General features: G+C 35.5%; 15 protein-coding genes. 5 read left to right on the top strand and 10 right to left on the bottom strand.

Features of this window, described 5'->3' with window-relative positions; translation table 11 throughout:
- On the bottom strand, positions 1-581 hold a 581-nt coding region (locus OM075_RS11115), incomplete at its 3' end, for a hypothetical protein (RefSeq protein WP_301190587.1).
- A 181-nt stretch (positions 582-762) separates the two neighbouring features.
- Here OM075_RS11115 and mnmC2 point away from each other — a divergent pair.
- The 5 genes from mnmC2 to OM075_RS11090 all read left to right on the top strand — a co-directional run bounded on the left by mnmC2 (position 763) and on the right by OM075_RS11090 (position 3970).
- Positions 763-1419 (top strand): tRNA (5-methylaminomethyl-2-thiouridine)(34)-methyltransferase MnmC2, encoded by a 657-nt coding sequence (gene mnmC2, locus OM075_RS11110; RefSeq protein WP_301190586.1) that lies wholly within the window; start codon positions 763-765, stop codon positions 1417-1419.
- 105 nt (positions 1420-1524) lie between these two features.
- Positions 1525-2109, top strand: a complete 585-nt coding sequence (bamJ, locus tag OM075_RS11105; RefSeq protein WP_301190585.1) for a BamJ family beta-barrel-assembly machinery protein — start codon at positions 1525-1527, stop codon at positions 2107-2109.
- A 21-nt stretch (positions 2110-2130) separates the two neighbouring features.
- Positions 2131-2937, top strand: coding sequence for a BamJ family beta-barrel-assembly machinery protein (gene bamJ, locus OM075_RS11100; protein ID WP_301190584.1), 807 nt, complete (start codon positions 2131-2133; stop codon positions 2935-2937).
- Positions 2938-3117: 180 nt separating this feature from the next.
- On the top strand, positions 3118-3576 hold the full coding sequence (locus tag OM075_RS11095) for a peptidylprolyl isomerase (protein WP_301190583.1): 459 nt from the start codon (positions 3118-3120) through the stop codon (positions 3574-3576).
- A 19-nt stretch (positions 3577-3595) separates the two neighbouring features.
- Complete coding sequence (locus OM075_RS11090; protein WP_301190582.1) at positions 3596-3970, top strand: DUF3127 domain-containing protein; 375 nt, start codon at positions 3596-3598, stop codon at positions 3968-3970.
- Between the two features lie 66 nt (positions 3971-4036).
- On the opposite strand, the gene OM075_RS11085 is transcribed toward OM075_RS11090, so the two are convergent.
- From OM075_RS11085 to OM075_RS11045, 9 genes are all read right to left on the bottom strand, one after another.
- Positions 4037-5566 (bottom strand): alpha-N-arabinofuranosidase, encoded by a 1530-nt coding sequence (locus tag OM075_RS11085; RefSeq protein WP_301190581.1) that lies wholly within the window; start codon positions 5564-5566, stop codon positions 4037-4039.
- Positions 5567-5697: 131 nt separating this feature from the next.
- The gene (locus OM075_RS11080; RefSeq protein WP_301190580.1) at positions 5698-7734 is read right to left on the bottom strand and encodes a DUF2264 domain-containing protein; all 2037 of its coding nucleotides are present in this window, start codon (positions 7732-7734) and stop codon (positions 5698-5700) included.
- Between the two features lies 1 nt (position 7735).
- Positions 7736-9595 carry a BNR repeat-containing protein gene (locus tag OM075_RS11075; RefSeq protein ID WP_301190579.1) on the bottom strand — a complete coding sequence of 620 codons (1860 nt, stop codon included), beginning with the start codon at positions 9593-9595 and terminating at the stop codon, positions 7736-7738.
- 412 nt (positions 9596-10007) lie between these two features.
- Positions 10008-12164, bottom strand: a complete 2157-nt coding sequence (locus OM075_RS11070; protein ID WP_301190578.1) for a glycoside hydrolase family 43 protein — start codon at positions 12162-12164, stop codon at positions 10008-10010.
- 427 nt (positions 12165-12591) lie between these two features.
- A complete protein-coding gene (locus OM075_RS11065; RefSeq protein ID WP_301190577.1) occupies positions 12592-13881 on the bottom strand; it encodes a BNR repeat-containing protein in 1290 nt (429 codons plus the stop codon).
- A 388-nt stretch (positions 13882-14269) separates the two neighbouring features.
- Entirely contained in the window at positions 14270-15424 is a 1155-nt protein-coding gene (locus OM075_RS11060) for a glycoside hydrolase family 88/105 protein (RefSeq protein WP_301190576.1), read from the bottom strand.
- A gap of 55 nt (positions 15425-15479) precedes the next feature.
- Entirely contained in the window at positions 15480-18596 is a 3117-nt protein-coding gene (gene lacZ / locus OM075_RS11055; protein WP_301190575.1) for a beta-galactosidase, LacZ type, read from the bottom strand.
- A gap of 569 nt (positions 18597-19165) precedes the next feature.
- The gene (locus OM075_RS11050; protein ID WP_301190574.1) at positions 19166-21205 is read right to left on the bottom strand and encodes a RagB/SusD family nutrient uptake outer membrane protein; all 2040 of its coding nucleotides are present in this window, start codon (positions 21203-21205) and stop codon (positions 19166-19168) included.
- 11 nt (positions 21206-21216) lie between these two features.
- On the bottom strand, positions 21217-24456 hold the full coding sequence (locus OM075_RS11045) for a SusC/RagA family TonB-linked outer membrane protein (RefSeq protein WP_301190573.1): 3240 nt from the start codon (positions 24454-24456) through the stop codon (positions 21217-21219).
- Between the last annotated feature and the right edge of the window lie 279 nt (positions 24457-24735).

The raw sequence follows: 24735 nt of genomic DNA, 5'->3' as shown, positions 1-24735 counted from the left end.
GCTGTTGGGGTTATGGTATTGCCTTCGTGCGTATAATTTGTCCCATCCTGAATGATCAAGCTATAAGTCGCTGAGCCTTCATAATTATCATCTGTGTATGTTACATCATCTATAGTTATTGTAAGTGGTGTATCTTCTGATGTGCTTAAACTAATTGTTCCTGTAATAACAGGTGCATCATTGACTGAAGTTACATTAATAGTCATTGTATTTGGAGATAAGGAAACTTCTCCTTCAGAATCCACCAAATAATAAGTAAAAGATGCATAGTTATCTCCATTTGCATTTAACACTGGAGTATAACTTAAATCTCCAATATTATATGTATTTCCTACTATTATTGGTGATTCTCCATTAGTTAGTGATCCTAGTAATACATCACTGGCTATACGAATAGATGTAAGTGCATTACCATCCGGATCTGAATAATTCGAAAAATCTCCAGTTATAAATACATAGGTTTCATCTTCATTTATTGTAATGCTACTATCATCTCCTGCTGGTTCAGCTGCATAAATATTTAATCCAAATATTAGGATACATAAAACGAAAAGTACAACTCTCAATTTACTCTTAGACATAGGCCATTTATTTGTATAATCAACTATTAAAATTAAGTCTTTGTTTATGATATTCAGTGCACTTTTTGATTAACGAACTGTTTTGACGTACTAAAGGAAACTTTACAAGAAATAATAAAGTTTAAAAAAAACATTATAAGTTTGCAGTCCATAAAATTGACCATAAATTGAACTCATAATAATGGATCAAAAAACACAAATAGTTACTTCTAAAGATGGTTCACATACTTTATTTGTTCCTGAATTAAAAGAACATTATCATTCAACTAACGGTGCTATTCAGGAATCTATACATGTATTTATTGAAGCAGGATTAAATCAAATAGAAAAAGATGTTATTCATATTTTGGAATTTGGTTTTGGAACAGGATTAAACGCTTTTATTACTGCCATAAAAAGTTCTGCAAAAGAGATTCATTATCATTCACTGGAAAAATATCCGGTAAGCACCGATGTTATTGATAAGCTCAACTACAAGGATAGCTTTGATGGCAATTACAAAGATCTTTTTAATGCACTACATCATTGCGTTTGGGAAACTGAAAACAGAATAACTGATCAACTGTATTTACACAAACAACAATGTGATTTTAAAGAGGTAGACTTGACACAAAAGTATGATCTCATTTATTTTGATGCTTTTGCTCCTGAAATTCAACCAAAACTCTGGACAAAAGAAATATTTGAAAAGGCTTATAACAGTTTAGTTCCCGGAGGCCTATTAACAACTTACTGTGCAAAAGGAGTTGTGCGACGAACCATGCAGGAAGTTGGTTTTAAAGTAGAAAGACTACCCGGACCTCCGGGTAAACGTGAAATGCTTAGAGCTATTAAATAGTAAAGTAGAATATAGTTAAAGCGGAGTTAAAGGTTTTTGTGCAGTTTGCTTTACTAACTGTAAAAAACTATCTTCGCTCATTCTTAAATAAGATAAATAAACACAATGGAAAAATTAAGTTACGCATTAGGAATGAGTATTGCCGCAAACCTTCAACAATCAGGAGTTGCGGAAATCGATGTAGATGCATTTGCAAGAGGATTAAAACATCATATTGAAGGAACAACTACAGAAATTAACCAACAAGAAGCTGGTAAAATCATTAATGACTTTTTTGCAGCTGTTCAAAATAAGCAATATGAGGCAAATATGAAAGCAGGACAAGATTTCTTAGCTGAAAATGCTAAAAAAGAAGGTATTGTAACATTAGAAAGTGGCTTACAATATGAAATCCTGAATGAAGGTAATGGTGCAAAACCAAATGCTGCTGATAATGTAAAATGTCATTACCACGGAACTTTAATTGACGGAACTGTTTTTGATAGTTCTGTTGAAAGAGGTGAACCTGCTACCTTCCCAGTTAATGGTGTAATTCCGGGTTGGGTTATAGCTTTACAATTAATGAATGTAGGTTCAAAATGGAGGTTATTTATACCTTCTGATCTTGCTTATGCAGAACATGGAGCCGGACAACAAATCCCTCCTCATACAACATTAATTTTTGAAGTTGAATTATTAGATATTGTATAATTATATAATTATTTGAACACAATGAAACTTAAAAATCTAATTTTAGGATTTATCGTAATTGCAATAGCTGCAGTTTCTTGTACTAAAGTTCCTGGTACAGGAAATGTTGAGTTGAAAAATGAAACTGATAGTGTAAGTTATGCATTAGGATATGTAATTGCTTCGCAAATGAAGCAACAATTATCATCTCAGTTTGATACTTTATACGGAAAAGATATGGCAATTGCTCTTGCTAAATCTGATTTTTCTAAAGCATCTAAACAAAATTATGAGCGTAGTTTTGATTCAATCAATTACGACATTATGAAAGCTGCATTTTTAAATGAAGTGGCTAATGGTAAATCGTATTTTGATCAAAACACAGGTAATGCTTATTTACAATCTGCATATCAAAGAGCTCAAAACAAAAAATCGATGCAACCAGGAAAACCTGCTTTCGAAAACAAGAAAAAAGGTGAAGAATTCCTTTCTGAAAATGGAAAAAGAGATGGTGTTATCACTACTGAAAGCGGTTTACAATATGAAGTAATCAAAGAAGGTAAAGGAGACAAACCTGTTCCTGGCGACAGAGTAAAAGTTCATTATCACGGTACTTTAATTGACGGAACTGTATTTGATAGTTCTGTTGAAAGAGGTGAACCAACAACTTTTGGCGTTACTCAGGTTATTAAAGGTTGGGTAGAAGGTCTTCAGTTAATGACTGTAGGTTCTAAATATAAATTTTATATTCCTGCAGACCTTGCTTACGGAATGAGAGGTTCTGGTCCAAAAATTGGTCCTATGGAAACTCTAGTATTTGAAGTTGAATTACTTGGTATTGAAAAATAATTCAAACCCCGATAAACTTTAATATGATTATAAAAATCTACGCTTAGTGTAAATTATAGTAGATTAATCATATAGATACAATATTTTTATAAAAGAAGGTCAATGACCTTCTTTTTTTATGCCAATATTTCTCTTAAAAAGTTATACCTTTGTTCCTCTTAAATAAAAGACACTTGAATTATGATTAAAGCAGAAATACATACCGAAAAAGGTGTAATGAAGGTGGAACTATATGAAAAAGAAACACCTAAAACAGTTGAAAACTTTGTAAAGTTAGCAAAAGAAGGATTTTATGATGGATTGGCATTTCACCGTGTGATTCCTGATTTTGTAATTCAGGGAGGATGTCCTTTTTCAAAGGATATGAGTAATCCCAGAGTTGGTACAGGTGGTCCTGGATATAGCATTGATTGTGAAACTAGTGCTGACAGACAATATCACGACAGAGGTGTTTTATCAATGGCTCACGCCGGAAAAAACACTGGTGGTTCACAATTTTTCATCTGTCACAGCCGAAACAATACAGCACACTTAGATGGAGCTCATACTTGCTTTGGAATGGTTTACGAAGGACTTGACGTAATCGATGACATCAGAGCTGGTGACGGAATTGAGACAATTAAAATAATAGAAGAATAACCATTTACAAGTTAAGTACATGAATTTTGAATTAACAGGAAATTTAATAGTAAAAGAGGATGAACAATCAATAAGTGCATCTTTTAAAAAGAGAGAATTTGTTATTGAAGTAATTAACGAGAGAAATTCTGATTGGAACGATTATATCAAGTTTCAATTGACTCAAGACAGATGTGCACAGCTTGACCCATTTAGTTTGGGAGAGCCTGTAAAAGTATCTTTTAATGTTAGAGGTCGTAAATGGGAAAAAGATGGAAAAGTAAACTACTTTTCTAACCTTGAAGCATGGAGACTTGAAAAGGTTCAGGCATCTTTTGATCCTGGTACACCTCCTCCTCCATTCAACGAAGCAGAAGTTCCTCCTGCAGGAGCAAATGAAGATCTACCGTTTTAATTAAAATATACAACAAAGGCTACCAAAATTGGTAGTCTTTGTTTTTATATGCTATTTTATAATTTGCTACTTTAACTGAATTAAAACAACAGATTTTGAAGGTAAAGTCATGTTAAGTTTTCCATTTTTAGGACTCTTAACTTTCAAGTCGTTTAATACAACTTTAGGCTCTTTTCCAAAATCATTATAGTCGCCCATTTTATCTCCTGTAATTATTTTTCCTGAGATATCAGAATATTTACTATCGCCAATATTTATGGATAGATCTTCTGACTCATTAGGATTCAGGTTACATAATGTAATAGATACTACACCATCTTTAATTGATGCAGAAGCACTAATTGCTGGAATTTCTTCCTCTTCAAACTTATAATTATCACAAACTAAATCCATTGGAATCATCGTTGCATCCTGGTGAACTTTATACATATTAAAAACATGGTAAGTAGGTGTTAATACCATCTCTTTACCTTCTGTTAAAATAATAGCTTGTAATACGTTTACCACCTGAGCAATATTTGCCATTTTAACCGTTTCTGCATTGTTGTTAAAGATGTTTAGGTTGATTCCGGCCACAAGTGCATCACGTAATGTATTTTGCTGATATAAAAATCCTGGATTTGTTCCTTCTTCAACATCATACCATGTTCCCCATTCATCAACAATTAAACCCACTTTATTATTTGGATCGTATTTACGCATAATTCGCGAATGATTGTCAATCAACTCTTGCATGCGCATGGTTTTTTTCAAGGTTACAAACCATTCTTTTTCATCGAAGTTAGTTGCAGACCCTTTTTTCTTCCAGTTGTAAGGAAGCGTATAATAATGTAATGACAAACCTTGCATTAAATGTTGTTTGTTTTTGGTTTTATTCATTACCTGCTCAGTCCAGTCGTAATCAAAAGAATTTGCACCACAAGCAATTTTATACTCAGCTCCGCGAGCATAAGATGCATAACGACGGAAAAGATCGCCATAATACTCTGGACTTAGATCACCTCCACAGCCCCAGCTTTCGTTACCAATACCCCAGAACTTTACATTCCAAGGATCTTCTCTTCCATTCTCTTTTCTTAAATCTGTCATTGGGCTTATGTTTTCAGAAGTAATATACTCCACCCATTCTGAAGCTTCCTGAACTGAACCTGAACCTACATTTAAACTAATATAAGCTTCGGTTCCTATCAATTCACATAAATCTAAAAACTCGTGTGTACCAAAACTATTATCTTCAGTAACACCTCCCCAAAATACATTTACAATTGAAGGACGATCTTCACGAGGGCCGATACCATCTTTCCAGTGGTAAGTATCCGCAAAACAACCTCCCGGCCATCGTAAAACAGGGATATGAATTTCTTTTAAAGCCTCAACAACATCTTTTCTATATCCATTAATATTCGGAATGCTGGATGTATCACCAACAAAAATACCTCCGTAAATACAACGTCCAAGATGCTCGGCAAAATGACCGTATATTTCCTTATTTATCTTTGTTTTGCTTTTATCTATATGCAAAAACAAAGAATTGTCAACCTGAGCATTTAAGCCCATAAAACACGTTAATAAAACTAACAGTGTCACTTGTTTCATTTTTTTCATGATTTATATAATTTTTAGTAGGTAAATTATTCCTGACTGATTGGGATTTTTTAATTCTGATAAAGATAAAAAGAAGGTGGTTAATAAAAAATTAACCACCCTCAACTTACATAATAAATAAATCAAAATAAGAATGTTCTTTTTAATCCTCCACTGAATTCTATATCAACAAGACCACCATCTTTTGATATTTGAATGGTTTTTAACGGATTTAGTTCTTTGGTATCCCATTCCTCTCCAGACTTTTTCCAAAGCATTAAGGTAACGTATACTTTTGCCTTTTGGTCTTTAGTATAAGCGTCATGCAATTCTATTAAACTACTTTTTTTACTTTCAGGATGTAGCCCTTCTGTTGCTAACACTTCTGTTTTTGACCATCCGGCAACAGGAACCATTGCCAACTGATATTGTCCATTATCAATGATTGTTGCTGTATAATCGCCAATAGTTTGGGTAGTGGTTTTTATGGCCTGATCCAACTCTGGTAAGGCATAATGTCCCAGGCGCATCTCAACATCTTTTGTACTTATGTTTCTGTCTACCCTTAAAATACCGTTTACTAAAGGATAATCAATTAAATTCATCTTGATGTTTTCATCCGTTTCCAAAACTGCATCACGATAATAAGCTCCATCTTCAAACTTTTTAAATGTATATAAGCGGAATACTTCCCATTTATCCTCAGCATTTTTAAAACCATAGTTCATAGATATTTCACCATTTGAACCATCTGCCTGCCATGGAAAAATACTACTGTACGAAAGTTTATTATAGTTTTCGGTGGAACGGAACTTCTGCCAGTCGTCTTTTACTTTTTCATGACACCAGGCTCTGATTTCGGAAGCTCCTATTGAAGGATAATTAGTTATAAGTACGTTGGATCCTTCTGCAAATTTATTATAGACCTGATCCTCGTTATAGTCTGCCCATGGCCCGTCGTTTTCTTTTGCAGTCCAAAATGGATCATCTGCAGGCAACAGCAAACCTAAAAAGGCTTTACCCATCCAATATACGCTTCCACGACAACTATATATTTGTACAGCTGGTTCAAAAGCGCCATAGAAACCTAATGTAGGTACACTATCTTTTAAAAACTCAGGATGCTGCAAAAACTGAAGCATGGTACTTGATGATATTTTTCGCAACCAACCTAAATTAACATCTTTGCCTCCATGCTTTCCCATAAACGGAAATGGAGCAACTGAACCAAAGCGATATGAAATACTACGTCCATACATTAACATGTTACCGTCTTCGGAAAACATATTTGGATAGTTGTAGTTTAAATCCTGGAAGTTTTGAATCAGCTTTTGGGCTATTTCAGGATAGTATTTTTCGCCAAAAACATCGCTCCAAAGCACGCTGTAAAGCTGAAATGCCCACATGCTGTAATAATCGTATGCCGGCGCATCGTTATACCAACCATAACCACGGTACTGCTCAATACTCTTATTCAGATATTCTACCAACAATTTTTCATTGACATCATATCCCTGATCTTTAAAAAAGCTCAATACAAAAATATTGAAGTAACGCCAGTTTGATGGTACTGTTGGTCCATCACCATAACTTAGCATGGTTGCAGCCAGTGCATCTTTTTCTGTTTGGGTAAGCGGCTCCCAAATTACTTCAGGGGCTACAAAAAGCGAGATAGCCAAAGCGCCGAACTCTACCAAATTTTGACTAGGCCCTCCGTTCTCCGGACGAGGCACAATGTAGGATGGACTATCCGGATTGATCAGATTAAGGATTTGATGACGGTAATACTCTGCAACAGAAATACCATTCATCTTTAGATGTGGCTGTTCTTTTAATAAGGGCGCTGCCACAAATAGTGTGCGACATAATCCTTCGAGCTTTTCAGTAGGAACCTGATCCTCTCTCTGAGGGTATGTTTTACCAGGTTGCTTTGGAAATTTCATTGGATCATCAAGTGTATTGATATACGAAAAAGCACCTTGTAACAAATACTCTGCTGCATCAATCCAGTGTTTTCTTGTCATCCCTGTTGAAGGACTTATATTGTAGTCGGGATTTTTTACTACAAATACATTTGTTTTTTCTTCCGCCTGTTTGCGGTTTGATTCATGCATTTTACACGATGGTAATCCTATGATCAGAACCACAAGAAAAACGGCTATAATGTTTATATATTTCATGCTAATTACTGAAAATATTTAATGAATTAATACGATCTACCACATTACTGATTTTAATATTACTTACTGTTTCAATTTCGGTTGTTATCACCTGATCGATGGAACCATTTATGTAAGTTGTTAATACATTATTACGGTAAGAGATTAGCAGATTTATATTACTAAATGGCATTGGCGCATACCAATTACCACTTGTAGATCGGGGTTTAACCTGCCAAATATCAGAGTTACCTAAAACATTTGTACTGTTATAAACATCCTGATTTTTTATGGCTACATAAGGTTTTAAAGATGTACCATCAACCCCATAAGTTATATCGCCAATAGTTAGTAAACTACCCGAATATTTAGCTGTATCAAGTTGAACATTCAATTGAACATCAAACTGATCCACATTTTCAAATGCAAAATCTCTTTTTACCTGATCCTTTTGAACATCATCGTATTGTAACAACAATTTTTGACCAGTTTTAACAATAGGCGTCACATCATAATCGGCATAAATTGAAGTACAAAATCCTAATGGACGTTCACGGCTTACAATCCAGTCGTAATAATTGCCATTCATCCATGTCAGTTTTAGAGGCGAATCTTTTCGATTTGAAATGATGTAAGGACGCGCATTATTGAATTCAGAATCTTTTGTTATTGTATCTGTAGTAACAACAGTATTATTATCATCAACAACATACTTAATAAGTTCATACACAGTTCCGTATTTACCCGTTACAGGTACAGAGCAATATACTTCACTGGTGTTTTGATCATCAATAGCCATTCCGCCACTATAACAGTTCTCAATATTTGGTGATTGATGAAAATGTCCGCCTCCATTTGCCAGGAAGGTTTTGGTCCAGCTTTCTCCATTCCATTTGGCATAATAATAATCGTGCGATGTTTTATCTGCCGAAATAGTAACCATAGCAATAGCAGGGTTTTCATCCTGATCTAAAACAACCTGCCACAACCAGTTGCGTAAAGGACTAGGATCAACAACTGCATCCGGATAGGTATTTTTATAATCAGGAGTAGCTGCAACATGGTATATCTCTTCTCCTATTTTTGAGAGTACGTTGCCTTTTACATCCTTCAATTCAAGAGTGTTGATATCGATATAATTGTAATATAAATAATTTGGCATTGTAGGATCGGGATGTCCTGTAGTATAAGCCAGCATAATTTTATCTTTTCCATTGCTGGTATATTTGGCATACGGACGCGAAGCAGTTGACTGAACCATTTGATAAGGTCCCCAAACACATTCTGTTGTTTCGTTGGTTGTTGGAACTGTAAATTTAGCTATGGTTGGATGCCAGCTAATGCCACGCCAACAAATATAAAAGTGTGTGGGATCATCAGACAAAATAAATGGAGAAGGATAAGTAGTATTAAACTTTGTGGGTATTTTATATTCCTGACTCAATGAAGTAATGTCACCTGGAGTTTTAGAAATACGATAGTAAAAACAAGGTTCATCGGTGTGGCGTGAGTAGAAAATCATTACACGATCATCCGGAAGAATTAAGAAGGTAGGGTTGTCATGATCATCGGGTTGAAAATAAGATCTGATTAATACTTCGTTTGATTGCCCTGTTTTAAAGTCGTGCTGAGTCGCTTTTATATTTCCATGAATATCGATATAACCTATATATGATTTATTGATCGTTCCGTCCTCATTTTGATGATGAACTGCTCGTGGATCTGCAAACCAGCACCAGGCTCCCTCTCTTGCAACTTCGTATGGTTTTACTTCAGTTTTTTGAGTTTGTTGTAGATGGGTACAATTCGTTAAAGTTGCGGCTATTAAAAGTACACAACTGATGAATTGTAGGTGATGAATACCTCTTGATTGACTCTTCACTTTTATTTGGATTTTTAAATTAATCGAATGTTATAAGTCGAATGTTAAATGTCATTGCTACCGCGTGTCCTCACGCGTGGGGATTCTCTCAACCACACGTGGGGACACGTGCAGCAGCGGTGTACTAACTTGCGCCAGATCTTCTACGGGTTCAAGTTTGTAAATTGGATCCTTGCTAAAGGTATAAAACCTCCTCCCCTCTCCTGCGTCGAGGTACTCCTCCTTTGAAAGGAGGAGAGTTGATTTACAGCTTACAAATTTTATTTAATGATAAACCATTGCTACCGCGTGTGTCCTCACACGTGGGGATAATTTCAACCACACGTGGGGACACACGCGGCAGCTGTGTACTAACTTGCGCCAGATCTTCTATGGGTTCAAGTTTGTAACTTGGACCATTGTTACTTGCTCCTTATTTAGAAATCGGTTCTATTCCTTTTAAAGTAGGAATTACAGGCTTAATACTTCCATCGGCATTAAATTCCATTTTATCGATACAAACTTCGCGGTGAAAACCTGCCGGACGGCCCATATCAATACCTTTAGGTAATGTAAAACGGTGATAAACCAAATACCACTCATCTTTACCAGGAACTTGAATTGTAGTATTATGTCCGGTTGCATAAATACCTTGCTCAGGTTTTTTTTCTACTACAATATTATTTTCTGGTATGCTTAACTTACCCAATGGAGAGGTTGCTGTAGCATATCTTACACGGTAATTGGGGCTGCGCGTATCATCCTCACTCCACATAAAATAATAAGTACCTTTGCGATAAAGAACATGGCTACCTTCGCGGAAAGTATGACCAGGATGAAATTCGGTTAATGTTTTTTCCTTGATAGAAACCATGTCATCGTTTAACTCAGCTCCTACCATAAATCCATTTCCCCAATACAAATAAAATTTACCAGTTTCAGGATCCTGAAAAACATCCGGATCAATGATTTGACCGCGTGTAATTCCTTTAGGTTTTGTATCGATAAGTGCTTTACCGCTATCAACAAAAGGACCTGCAGGATCATCAGCTACCGCCACACCTATTGTTTGTGCTGCTGTATAGTAATAATAGTATTTGTACTGTCCGTTAACTTCTTTTTCTATAATACATGGAGCCCATGCATTTCTGTCGGCCCAGCTCACATCTTTATGTAAATCCAAAATAACACCTTCATCAGTCCAGTTTACTAAATCCTCTGAAGAAAATGTTTTAAAATATGTACCCGACCAGTTGTTAAATCCGTCGCTTGTTGGATACATATAGTACTTTTTAGTTTTATTGGAATAGATCAAATCCGGATCGGCATAATAACCTTCAACCACAGGGTTATGATCTTCAGAAACTTCAACAGTATAAGTTACCGGAGTTTGTCCCTCCATTGTAATGGTGTATTCCACAGCTCCTGCAGAAAAATCCTGAGCACCTTGCGGACTCACAGAAATCCCTTGAAAAGCGCTAAACTGAGGATCAAACTGTGTTAAATCTGTTCCTGTTTTTACAGGGATGTGAATAGACTCCGTTTTGTTATTAAAATTTACATTCAGCTTTTTTACCTGCTCCGAAGTCACTTTAACAAATTCTCCGTCAATGGTTCCCCATTTATTCATTAATCGTTGTAATTCCTTTTGAGTAATAGGCATTACACAACCATGGCGAGGATGAAAGTTCATGCTAATGGCATGATCAACCACTTCAAAATGCTTTAAGTCACTACTTTTAGTAAACTGATATTCACCTTTAATGTAAACATCATACATTAAAATATACTCATCGCTGTGATTTAATTTAAAAGTACCAGAACCTTCAACTCTGTGCTCAGAACAGTCAACGCGATCAGTACTTACCATTTCATATCCTTCTGTTAGTTTATCTGAAATAGCCAGTTTAATTCCCGGTTCACCAGTTTCTGATTTCATAAAGAAATAGAACTTACCATCTTTTTTAATGATGTCGCCATCGATACATGCATTGTTGGTAGGACTAAAATACAATTGTTTAGGTTCCGACTCAAGGGCAGTAAAATCTTTATTGGCATAAGCATAGTAAATGATATCAGGATTGTTTCCCTGTTTCATACTAAAATACACCATATATTTTTGAGTTTCTTCATCGTAAATGGTTTGCGGAGCCCATACCCTGTCCACATCACCAAATGTTTCAGGATACGTTTCGGGAATGTTGATAATACTATGTTCCCAATTGATTAAATCGGTTGATTTCATTAAAATCATAGCCACATTATTCCATCCCTGATCAGTAACATACAAGTCGGTAATCACCATGTAAAAGGTTTTTCCATCTTCTCCGCGTAAAATATGCGGATCTCTTACTCCACCAGAAGAACTGATATCTTTTGAATCAATAATTGCCTCATTATTGTTTAATGCTATATAGTTGTAACCATCAGCACTTACAGCATAATGTATAGATTCTTCGCCTGGTCCGTTTCCTACAAAGTAGGTAAACAGATAAGCAGAATAATCATCATTACCGCAAGAACAGCCTGGTAACAAGGTTGCTAAAAAGGCAAATACTATTGCCGACAATAATAAATATGTCTTTTTCATGTGTTTATAATTTGTTTTCTTTTGCCACATGGAACTCACAAATAAATATAATCATCCTCTTGTGTGTGAATTTGGACAATCAAATTTACATGTTCGTTTCATGTGTTTATAATTTGTTTTTATATCACTAAACATTCACTTTCCGGATTAAAAAATCCTATGCACAAACCTGCATGGCCATCTTTTCAATATTTTGAGGTTTGCACAAACCTGCAAAAGCTATTTTATTAAAAAATTAACGTTTGCAGATTTAGGCATGGCCGTCTTTTTGATTATTTGGTGTTTGCTTAAACAGGCAAAAGCCAACTTTTTGAATTTTTAACGTTTGCTTAAACAGGCATGGGCTACTTTCTGAAATTTGAGCGTTTGCTTAAACCGACTCAACATTTATAATGATCAATGTGCATAGAAATTGCTCCTGCAATACTTACTTTACTTCAAGCACATAAACCATCTGAGGTTCAAAATCAGCTGTTCCCTCTGCATCTACTTGTTCTACTCTCTGTACAAATATTTGCAACATACCTTTATCTTTCCATAATTCTGTATCAAACGAAGGCTCCCATGAACCTACTGTAAAATCAGTAAGGTCGGTAATTTTAACTTTACCCGATGGTTTTAATTCCGCCACCGACACTTTTGCACCTCTCTCCTCATCGCGAAATACCAGGTAATATACAGTTCCTTTTTTTGTGGATTTAGCAACAATTTGCGGACGCGAAATAGGAATACGCTTTGTACCACCACCAGAAAGCGAAAATGCTTCCTTTCTAAATCCTAAGTCCTTTACAATCCATTTACCATCCACCAAACTTATAATATGAAACTGAGGAATATCTGAATCCTGCTCTCTCCAGTAACTGGCAATAACAGGTTCTCCATTTCCGTTTGTTGTCATAGAGGTTTGATTGATTAATTCGCTTTTCTGAGGAATTTTTGCTGCGTACTCAGCACTTGCGGCATTTATTGGCAAACGATAAGCTTCTCCTTTTGAATTTTCCCAGGTTACACCTCCATCTTTTGATCTGGCATAGCACATATCATGATTGGTAGATACATCCCAGGTTTCGCGCCATACCCACGAAACATGTATTACTCCCTTATGATCTAAACAGGCCTGCCAGTATGCATTTCGTTGTCCTTCACCATCAATTAAGTTACTTTGTATCTGACTCCACTTTTGCGTTTTAACATCGTAACTATTTAACACTAGGTTTCCTTGTCCTGATTGGCCATCTCTAAACATAAAGATTAAGTTTCCGTTGGGCATTTTAAAAAACTGTGGGTAGGTAACATTGGTTTCGTTTTGACCTGTCATTTCAGTTTTTGGTCCCAGCTCAAGCGAATAAGGCGCCACACTTTTTGCATAACGAAGCGGATGACCATGATGATCCCATGATACATGCAAGTAACCATCGCCATCAACCATGATACTAATACAGTTATGCGCATCTTTTACATTACCACTAAAATCAGTTTGGTTAATGGTAAATTTATCATCATTAATATTGCGCTTACCTAAAGCCAGTTTACCCTCTGTGGTATAATAAGCAATAAACTGAGTATCGGCTTGTGTTACCAATGAGTTTTGACGAAATACAACTGCATTTACCGAGTTATTTGACCATGCTTTATCAACCGGAACTAATTTTTGAGCACAGGCAGTTGTAATAAATACAACAAGCGATGAAATGGCCAGAAGAAACTTTTTATTCATTATATTTTATTTTATCGGCGATTTTAAACAAAAAAAATTTAATAAGCCTGTAAAATTAGTTCAGGATCATTAAATTTTATATGTTTTAAAACAAGAAGTCGTAATTATATTCATTTTTGAAATGATCATAAAAAATACGCTATCCACTAACTACAATTAGCAATGCACCTCTGGAGTATAAAAAAAGATTAACACAGGGACACAAAGGCACAGAGAGATTTTTACATACTTTACTCATATAAATTGCACTAATTTAAAAGAGTTTGAAAAGTAAATCCTAACGGACTTAAAGAATTTTATAACAATACATAAAAACTCAGTGTCTCAGTGTCTTTGTGTTCATTTTTAACTCTTGATTGTCATTAATAGTGAATAGCGCTCCACACAATTATTTATCTAAGAATTTTACCATTTCAGAACCGGCTAACAAAAAGGCTCCAACACCAAAGTTTGAGCTTGAATTTTCGTCAACTGTTTGTCCAGGAATCGCTCTTTCTCCAATTGGTTGAACATATCCTACTTTACCAGTTTCCTGAAGTGCTACTGTTGTTAAATACTCCCAGGATTTATCCACTACTGATGTATATTCATCTTTTGATAATACACCATTATTCATTCCCCATAAGTAACCATAGGTAAAAAATGCTGTACCACTTGTTTCTGGTCCCGGAGCATGTTCCGGATCCAAAATACTACGAGTCCAGTAACCTTCTTTTTGCTGCACATCTTTTAATGTAACAGCCATTTTTTTATAGATCTCAACAAATTCAGCTTTATGCGCATAACTTTCAGGCATGTCCTGAATAATTTTTGCCAAGCCTGCAAATACCCATCCATCTCCACGAGCCCAAAAATCTTTGTGACCATTCATTGATTTATGCTTTGGATAAACATATTTGGCATCTCTGAAAAACAAACCAGTTTCTTCGTCGTACATAATACTTTGTGCGTATTTAAAGTATTCGTATAACTTTTCAAGATACAATTCGTTTCCTGTTACATGATATAACTTAGTCATTACCGGCATTACCATATATAATCCATCAGCCCACCACCAATAATCGTTAGCTTCGGTACTCATTTCATATTCCATCACTTCTATAGCTCTTGCAATTTTAGATGAATCTTTAGCTTCATCCATATTAAAAAGATCTATATAAGTTTGAAAACAAATTTGCCAGTCGCCAAACAATACATGCTCATCGTTTTCGCCATAATGGTATTTCCAGGCCGATTTATCATCTGATTTAGCACCTTTCCATTCATTTTGAACAGCCCAGGCCTCAGAATAATCTTTATATTCTTTCTTTCCTGTAATATCATATGCGGCAATATTTCCGGTATGATAAGCGGCATTATCCCAAAAGGCACGTCCATGTTCAGGATTTGTACTTTGCCAGTAATCGTTCACTTTTACAATAGTTGACAATACATCCTGCTTATTAATACTTGATAAATAAGATGCTTCTTTTTCTGATTTGGTATTCTTTGGGGAACACGCTACAAAAAGTAGCGCGATCCAAACAACACCAATATTCTTCATTCTATACATGGGTTGATTTTTCTTATAAATTAGTTTCTGATTTTTTATTCCAATATTATTTTACCGGGCTAATGATATAACCATAGCTATAAGACTTATCCAATAACAAGTATTGTGTATGAGGATAACGTCCCCAACTATCATCGCCACCTAAACCACGTTGTTTAAAATCAACATTTAAATAAACCTGATTACGAGGTGTTACATCGCTAGGATGCATTTGCTTTTTAGTTAAACCGGCATCAACATCATCTGATGAATTATGAGCTACTTTAACACTTAATGGTTGCAAACCTTCTATTTTTAGTCCTACTCCATCTTTATTTGTTAAAGTAATCCACCTTACATCTGTTTTATTTCCATTTTCCTGCGGACGAATATAATCTACTCTTTGCTCAGCAACTGTACTTGAATAAACACCCAGAAAACTGGCTGTATTTCTATCAGAGTAATTCTCCCAAGGACCACGACCATAGTAATTAAACTGATCAAACTCGCCAGACAATCTCATTTGCATACCAAAGCGAGGAATTTCAGGTAAACCTTCTCTTCCGGCTTCCCACTTGGCCTCTACCTGAGTTTTTCCATCGGCAAAAATGGTATAAACCAAAGTATAATTGCTGCTTACATCGTTCAGGTACAAATTACTTGTAACAACTACTTTATCGTTCTCTTTATTAATATCAATAGATTTAACCGATCTGTTTTTACCTGCAGTACGCCAGATATTAAGTTTCCAAGGCATTCCGTTACCGTAATCATTATCAATAGGAGCTCTCCAGAAATCAGGTTCCGGTCCGCCATTTAATAAATTTTGTCCATCTACTTTATAAGAAGATAACAGACCACTCCATTTATCGATTCTAACCTCAACCTGATCAGCTTTTACATAAATACGGTTGTCTTTTTCCTCTACAGAAACAGTTCCTGCTACTGCAGTTTCAGCATCAAAATATTTGTTTCCTTTTAAAACAAACTGTTCACGGGCAATTTCAAATCCGGCTGGTACAAATGGGGTTGCATTTTTTGTATAGGCATATACATCAACTGTATATTCCTCACCTGCTTGCGCACTAACTTTAGGTAACGGAAGCTTAACGTTTTTAGTTAATCCTCCGGCTAACGATACTTTAAAAGCTTTTTCACTTACTACTTCACCATTCTTTTTCAATACCCAATTAAAGGCGTAATCTTTTAAGTCATTGTACAAAAAGATGTTTTTTACAGTTAAAACTCCTGTGCTAATATCTTCAGATGAAAACAGGATATCCTGATACACTTTTTTCACTTCGTTTAAAGCAGGATGTGGAGTACGATCTGCAGCCACAACACCGTTGGCACAAAAGTTTTCATCGTGTGTATATTTATAACCTCCTATATCACCACCATAAGCATAATAATCTCTTCCGGAATCGTCGGTTGCTTTTAAGCCCTGATCAACCCAGTCCCAGATAAATCCTCCCTGCATTTGTTTGCTCGAGCTGATAATATCAAAATACTCCTGAAAGTTACCGTTACTGTTACCCATAGCATGTGAGTACTCACACATAATAAAAGGACGTTCAACATCGGTTCTTTCTGCATACTTTTTCATGGATTCGATACCAGGGTACATTGGACAAACAATATCGGTATTGCGATTTTCGCCGGCTTGTTCAAACTGAACCATACGAGTTGGATCTGCTTTTTTCAACCAGTCGTAGATATCATAAAAAACCGGTCCGTTACCACACTCATTACCCATACTCCAAATAATTACCGAAGGATGGTTTTTATCTCTTTCAAATAATCTTTCAACTCTGTCTTTATGAGCAGGAGCCCATTCCGGACGATAAGCAGTATGTTTATTTTTATCGAACCAGGCTTGCCATTCTGCACCCATTGCATGTGCTTCAATATTGGCTTCGTCAACCAAAAACAAACCGTATTCATCGCATAGTTGATACCATAATGGGTTTTGAGGATAGTGACTCATACGCACGGCATTGATATTATGCTGTTTCATTAGCTCAATATCTTTAAGCATGGTTTCTTTATCAATAACATGCCCTGTGTTGGCATTATGCTCATGTAAGTTAACACCACGAACTAAAACAGGTTTGCCATTAACCATTAACTGTGCATCCTTAATTTCAACAGTTCTAAAACCTACTTTACACGATGTGGATTCAATTAGTTTTCCTTGCTCATCATTTAATGTAAGCACTAGAGTATAAAGTTCAGGCGTTTCGTTACTCCAATGTAAAACATTTTTAACCTCAGCTTTTATATTTACTGTTTCTTCGCTGTTGCCTTTAAGATCAACACTGGATCCGGATTCAAGGATTGTTTTACCATTTTTATCCTGTAGGGTAATGGCAATATCTGCGGCTTTGCTTTCTGCCACTTTATTAGCCACATCAATTTCTACATCTAAAATTCCGTTTTGATATTTACTATCCAATCCGGCTTTTGCAAAAAAGTCTGCAATACGAATTTGATCCGTGCTATATAAATAAATACCTCTGTCAAATCCTGATAGTCTCCAGAAATCCTGATCTTCAAGGTATGAACCATCGCTCCAACGATAGGCCTCAATAGATACGTTATTCTTTCCTGCTTTTACATAAGGCGTAATATCAAACTCTGTTGGACTTTTAGTATTTTGGCTGTATCCAACTTTTTCTCCATTTACCCAAACATACATAGCAGCAGCTCCACTTTCAAAGTGCAAATAAACTCTTCTTCCATTCCAGTTTTCCGGTAATGAAAAACTGCGTTTATAACTTCCCACCGGATTATGCTGATGATCTACAAATGGTGGATTTTTAGGAAATGGATAATTGATGTTTGTATAAATAGGAGTTCCATACCCGTTCAATTCCCAGTTCCCTGGCACTGAAATTTCACCCCATGATGAAACATCGTAATCTTCAGTATAAAAATCTTTTGGTCTGTCGGCAGGTTTGTAAACCCAATTAAACTTCCATGTACCATTTAACGACAAGTACCAATCTGAATCTTCATAATTATTTTTTATGGCTGCCTCTTTACTTTGATAAGGCATAAAAGTGGCTCTGGTTTTTTCCTTATTAATACCAAACACCTCTGGATTTTCCCAATCTGGTATATTATTCTGACCATAAACAGTCCCACACAATACTAAAACCAGTAATAACAATGCTCTCTGCATAATTTGAAGCTTTTAAATATTATATTTTGATTTACATTCTCTTTACAACGAAATAACTGCACTACAATTTGTCTCTCTTCTACTCTTCCTAACAAAAGATTATAAATAGACATCTATTGATGATCTTCTGCCAGAAAAACACTTTGCGTTCTTCAAATATCCAAATCTTTACTCCAATTCAGGTGTACAAATCATTCTCAAATGTGGAGATATTATTCTTTTGCTGAATAATATCTTACTTTTTGCATCATTTGTATCATTGCTTCCTTTACGAATAAAAAACGAATGAATTGATGTAAAAATTCACCTGTTATAATTCAAAAATTAATTGATGAGTTGATAACCGGAATTTGGTTAAAAAGGGAGTAGATTATCAGTTATTTTTTCCTCAACCACAACTTTCGTTCACACTATAAACCAAAAAAAGGCTTATCCAAAGGGTAACTTCTTATACTAATAATTTATATGGGAGGGGTCAAAGGGAGATTGGTTAACCCAATCTCCCTGTATAAACTTAGTATAATAAACACTTAACAATAAAACCTTTGGACAGCCTTATGTTTTAATTATTAATTAGCAGCCTGACCTGCAACAGTAGGCCATCCCGGATTCTGATAAATTGGTGATGTTGATATGGTTGCACCATCATCAGCAGTAATCAGAAAATGTCTGATAGCAATAGGATCCAAATAATGCGCTTCTTTAAAATACAATCCGTTATAAAAATTATTATTTGACTGAATAATTTGATATGGACGTAAATACTCACTCAATGAGGGAGAAGAAACTGTATTACGAGTCTCATCAGCCTGATCAGCTAATAATAATCCATCAGCATAATCATCTTGCATTGGTCCCCAAACTTTACAACCTTCAATTTGAAATCCGTTTAATTGGTCCATAGCTCTCCATCTGATCAAATCATCATATCTGTAACCTTCACCAATTAACTCACAACGTCTTTCTCTTCTAATATTATATAATGTTGCATCAACCATATTACCATGAGAGTAAGTTCCCCAGTCATATAAAGCTTCCTGAGCCATATCTGTAGCGGCAATAGTTACATTATAGTCAGGGTTTACACCTGCTCTTGTACGAATAGCTCTCCAGTAAGAATCAGCCTTACCGTCAATACTTCCATTCTTTTCGTAACTAGCTTCCATATAAATTAAGTAGGCTTCAACAGCTCTAAAAATTACCGGAGCAGTAAGATCCTGTCCTACCTGAGAATTATTCCAGTCAAGAGAATAACCTTTACCTAACATATACCCTGTAGAAGTAGAATATCTACCATCGGCACTATAAATAGTAGCAGGATTGTTAAAAGTAATTTCAGAAGGTGTATTTACAAGAGATTTTACCTCGCCCGGAGCTTTCATAAACAATCTCCAACGTGAGTCTCTGTTAATTTTAGTATCCTGGATATAATCATCGCCGGCATAACCACTGGCTGGGTTATAAACAGGTAATCCGTTTGCCATTAAGAATGATTGTTCCATTTGGTGTGTATATCCTCTACCACCACCTTCGTGTACATAGTGATTGTAACTATGAGAACGACCAAGATCAATAGAATACTCTCTGTACATTAATACCTCATCATATGAAGAAGGGTTTGTGCTTGCAAACATATCATAATATTGATTTTCTGCAGGATCACCTCCCCATTGTGCAATATTTTCGCTATTTGGAACTAAAGAAATATTGTCAGCAACCTCTGCTGAAGCTTCCATAGCTTCAGTAAGGAAGAAATCAATTTCTCCATCTAAACTTCCTGAAGGGAAAGAATAACCGCTATTATAATCTTTACCTGCTCCTGGCCATCCCGGACCATTAGGCACCATTGGTGTACCTGCATGATATTTTAACCAGGTAGCTTCAAATAAAGCAACACGAGCTTTTAACACTAAAGCAGCATTTCTGGTAATACGAGTTTTTCCTCCGTTAGGATTGTTTAATAACAAATCAATAGCCTTGTCTAAGTCTTGCAAAATAAATCTGGCTACCTCATTTCGTGGTTTCCTTTGCGAAACTTGAGTTAACACATCCTGATTATCCGGCTGTGTTTCTGTAATAATAGGGAAATCGCCTAATTTTCTTAAACGAAAGAAATACTCATGTGCTCTTAAAAAGTATCCTTCTCCTACATAATGTGCTACATTATCGGCATTACCAGTAAGTTCACCAGCTTCATATCTTGGTACAACAGTTTGTAAGTAGTAGTTTAAGGCGTAAATATTACTAAAGTTCCATTTTCCACCACTTGAACCAACAGTCCAAACACCATCAACATATCTGTTATTTGATCCTCTTGTTGTTTCATTATCTGTAGCTAAATCATTAAGATAAAAAGACTCACCCCCGGAACCGAAATGACTAGGAATCATTCCTCCTGTATTGTCATCGTTTGGGTTGTAGTTGTTGGTGTACTGCCCGTAATATCTAATAGTATAAGATGCTAATTGCGATTCATCCCACAAATAATTTTCAGGGGATATTTGTGATGGTGGTGTAGTATCCATAAAGTCATTACAACTGTAAAAACTTATGGCAAAAACACCTAGTATCAAACTTTTGTAAAATACTGTATTCTTTATATTTAACATATTTCTTTAATTTAGAAGTTAACACTTAAACCAAAACTATATGTTTTAGACAATGGATAAACAGTACCACCTTGTCTACCAATACCTGCAGTTTCAGGATCCATAGTTTTAGATAAATTAGTAATAGTTAATAAATTCTCTCCTGACACATACAAACGAAGGTTTTGCAAACCAATTCTGCCTATTAACTCCTTAGGAAATGTATAACCTATTTGTAGGTTCTTTAATCTCATATATGCTGCATTTTGCAGATATTTTGTTTGTGTAGCGTGGTTCTTATTGTTAAATACAGGTCTTGGGTAGTAAGCATCTGTATTTGCACCTAGTGGATGATCAGCATCATCTCTAAAGTAATCTAAATGTTCTTTCATACCTGTAGACCACCATTGACCACTACCAGTTGCACCCCAGAATACCATACTGTTTGAACCCGGATCAAAATCTCTTTTTAATACACCTTGCCAAAACATTTGTACGTCGAATCCTTTGTAACTGGCATCCAAATTAATACCTGTGCGGAAACGAGGTGTATTGTTACCAATTTTCTTCAGGTCACCCATGTCATTCATAGTATTACTACCACGGTCAACTCTACCATCATTATTGATATCAGCATACATGATATCACCAGCGGCCCAGTTACTTCCAAAATAACTTTGTCCACCATTAGGAAGACTTTCAAGGTGCTGATTCATTTCGTCATCAGATTTTGCAATTCCAATGGTTGTAAATCCATAAATATTTCCTGTTTTTTCACCAGCTCTGTATTGATCAAGGTTACCTGTTGGGTTACCATATCTCAAAATCTTAGTTTGTGAATCAGAAACATTTAAACGTGCTCCATAACTAACTTCTCCAATTTTATCTCTCCACTGAATTACTAACTCCCAACCGTATGTTTTAAGGTCTGTATTATTAGTTCGTGGTACTCCTGTTCCTAAAGTAGCAGGCAATTCAACACCTTGTCCTACCATATCTTCAGTTTTTCTTTCGAAATAATCAAAAGAACCGGTTAAACGATTGTTAAAAGCACCGTAATCAAAACCTAAGTTCAGGGTTTTAACTTTTTCCCATGTTAAATTTTGAGAAATAATACCTGGTGCTTCCGCTGTATTTGGACGAGATCCGTTCACCATCCAATAACCATTGGCAGCTCCTGTATTCATTGTAAGGTAAGTTGGATACCAACCTGATGTATTTTGATTAGCTAACACACCATAAGATCCTCTTAATTTAAAGGTTCCTACATAATCAGCTAAACTGCCCCAGAAATTTTCTCTGGCTACATTCCAACCTAAAGAAAATGAAGGAGTCCATACCCATCTGTTTTCTGCTCTGTATCGTGAAGTACCATCGTATCTTAAGTTTACTTCAGCAAGATACTTTCCGTTATAATCATAGTTTACTCTACCAAAAAATCCGGCATTTGACCACTCATTATATTGACCACCTAAATCTCTGGCATCATCATTTGTTGTTAAATCAAGTACTGGTAAATCAGTATTGATCATATCATTACGTTGTGCATGCAGGTCTCTGTTTTTTAATTGCTCTGACTGAAAACCTAACATACCAGTGAAAGTGTGCTCTTTAATACTCTTTGTATAGTTAGTATATACATTTGAGTTTAAAAATGTTTCTCTGTAAGCGTACTCGTATACCTGATCATTAGCAGCACTGGTCATACCTCTGTATGTATTTTCTGGATTATCTGCCATGTGTGAGTATACACGTTTTTGATCCCAATGTGTCCAGTTATTTCTGGTTCTCACATTGAACTCTCCCATAATATTCCAATCTTTTGTAGGCGTAATAGTTATTTTTGCCTGCTGCGACATTTCATCATTTTGTTCTTGATGTCTACCACCTTCTTCCATTGTTAACGCGTAGTTAATGTCAGTCATGTAGTATCCATTAGGATCTTTAATCGGTCTGATAGGTCTAGCTCGTCTTAAAATGTTGTCGTAAAAACTATCATTCATCATAGTTGGACGAGCATAATCAACTCTTGAATATCTATTAGAATAGTCAACTTTTACGTAATCAGATAATTGAGCAGAAATTTTTCCTGTTACATTAAAACGATCATAATTTTCTGTACCATAACGCATGAAACCATCCTGCGTCATATAATTTGAAGACAAGTAGTAAGTAATCTTTTCGTTACCTCCACTAACACTAAGATTGTGCTCCTGAGATGGAGACCATTTTTTATAGTACTCTTCCAACCAGTCTACATTTCCATAGGTATGATCATAATCCCATCGTCCATTACTTGCCTGATAAGCTACGTCATTAGCATCTAACTGACCAGTATAATACTGATAAACCAAATCCATATGATTCTGATCAAATAAATGGTTGTTAGATCCATTAAACTGTGCATCATCATAGTAATTCATAAACTCCCATGAATTTTGCATATCAGGTAACATAACCGGAGTGTTAAATCTAAAGCTATTGTTATAGTTAATAGTAGCTCTACCTGATTTACCTTTTTTAGTTGTTACCAAAATAACACCAAAAGGAGCGCGTGAACCATAAATAGAAGACGATGCAGCATCCTTTAAAACAGAAATATTTTCAATATCCTGAGGGTTTACTGTACTAATATCACCTTCCATTCCATCAATTAAAATTAAAGGTTCACCACTGGATCCTTCTCCAATTGTTGTTGTACCCCTTACATTAATGGTTTTAGGCGCATTTAATTCTCCACCATTACCACTGTTACTAATGTTTAATCCAGGGATTACACCTTGTAATGCCTGAACTGCATTGGCAACTGGTCGTTCTTTTAAATCTTCAGCAGATGCAGTAGCAACAGCTCCTGTTACATTAACTTTCTTTTTTGTACCAAACCCCACTACTACAACTTCTCCAATTTCTTCTAAGTCACTGGATAAAGCAACATTAATAGAAGTTTTTCCTTGTACTTGAATGGTTTGTGATGTATAACCTAAATAAGAATACACCAATGAACCATCTGCAGGAACATTAATAGAGTAACTTCCTGTTACATCAGTAATAGTACCTGTTGAAGTATTCTCAACCACAATTGCAACACCAATTAAAGGCTCTCCTGTTGACGAGTCTGTAATTGATCCTGTTACATTAATTGTGTTTTGAGCAAATGTGTTTATCGGAATAAACGCAATCATAATAATGAAGGCTAATATATGCATGGACTTATCCTTCCATGAACTAAAACATTCCCTTCGACAATTAAAACTTGATAACTTTTTTTTCATAGTCGATCATTAATTATTAATCATTATATAAATCGTTTAAATTTTTAACTATTAGCTCCAATGTTATTTTTGAACAATAATTAAGAACTATTAACAATGCAAATATGATTAACCAAACGATAAAAAAAGTCGAAGGATCATTCCCTTTGGATGAATATTAAACCACCCCACTAAAACCAATAAATTCAAAGGCTTTTGAATGATTTTTCATCATGATTGAATTATATTTCACCATTCAAAAAAGTTTCAAATTCCTTTATTAGGAACACATTTTTTATT

This window comes from Plebeiibacterium sediminum, assembly GCF_026013605.1.
Lineage (GTDB): Bacteria > Bacteroidota > Bacteroidia > Bacteroidales > Marinilabiliaceae > Saccharicrinis > Saccharicrinis sediminus.
The sequence above is the reverse complement of the archived record's forward strand: the minus strand, read 5'-3'. Positions and strand labels throughout refer to the sequence as shown.

Excerpts from the sequence above, each read along its gene's own strand:
- mnmC2 (WP_301190586.1), top strand. The coding sequence starts at position 763 with ATGGATCAAAAAACACAAATAGTTACTTCTAAAGATGGTTCACATACT.
- OM075_RS11050 (WP_301190574.1), bottom strand. The coding sequence starts at position 21,205 with ATGTTAAATATAAAGAATACAGTATTTTACAAAAGTTTGATACTAGGT.
- OM075_RS11060 (WP_301190576.1), bottom strand. The coding sequence starts at position 15,424 with ATGAAGAATATTGGTGTTGTTTGGATCGCGCTACTTTTTGTAGCGTGT.
- OM075_RS11090 (WP_301190582.1), top strand. The coding sequence starts at position 3,596 with ATGAATTTTGAATTAACAGGAAATTTAATAGTAAAAGAGGATGAACAA.
- OM075_RS11065 (WP_301190577.1), bottom strand. The coding sequence starts at position 13,881 with ATGAATAAAAAGTTTCTTCTGGCCATTTCATCGCTTGTTGTATTTATT.
- OM075_RS11045 (WP_301190573.1), bottom strand. The coding sequence starts at position 24,456 with ATGAAAAAAAAGTTATCAAGTTTTAATTGTCGAAGGGAATGTTTTAGT.
- bamJ (WP_301190585.1), top strand. The coding sequence starts at position 1,525 with ATGGAAAAATTAAGTTACGCATTAGGAATGAGTATTGCCGCAAACCTT.
- OM075_RS11070 (WP_301190578.1), bottom strand. The coding sequence starts at position 12,164 with ATGAAAAAGACATATTTATTATTGTCGGCAATAGTATTTGCCTTTTTA.
- OM075_RS11085 (WP_301190581.1), bottom strand. The coding sequence starts at position 5,566 with ATGAAACAAGTGACACTGTTAGTTTTATTAACGTGTTTTATGGGCTTA.
- bamJ (WP_301190584.1), top strand. The coding sequence starts at position 2,131 with ATGAAACTTAAAAATCTAATTTTAGGATTTATCGTAATTGCAATAGCT.
- OM075_RS11095 (WP_301190583.1), top strand. The coding sequence starts at position 3,118 with ATGATTAAAGCAGAAATACATACCGAAAAAGGTGTAATGAAGGTGGAA.
- lacZ (WP_301190575.1), bottom strand. The coding sequence starts at position 18,596 with ATGCAGAGAGCATTGTTATTACTGGTTTTAGTATTGTGTGGGACTGTT.
- OM075_RS11080 (WP_301190580.1), bottom strand. The coding sequence starts at position 7,734 with ATGAAATATATAAACATTATAGCCGTTTTTCTTGTGGTTCTGATCATA.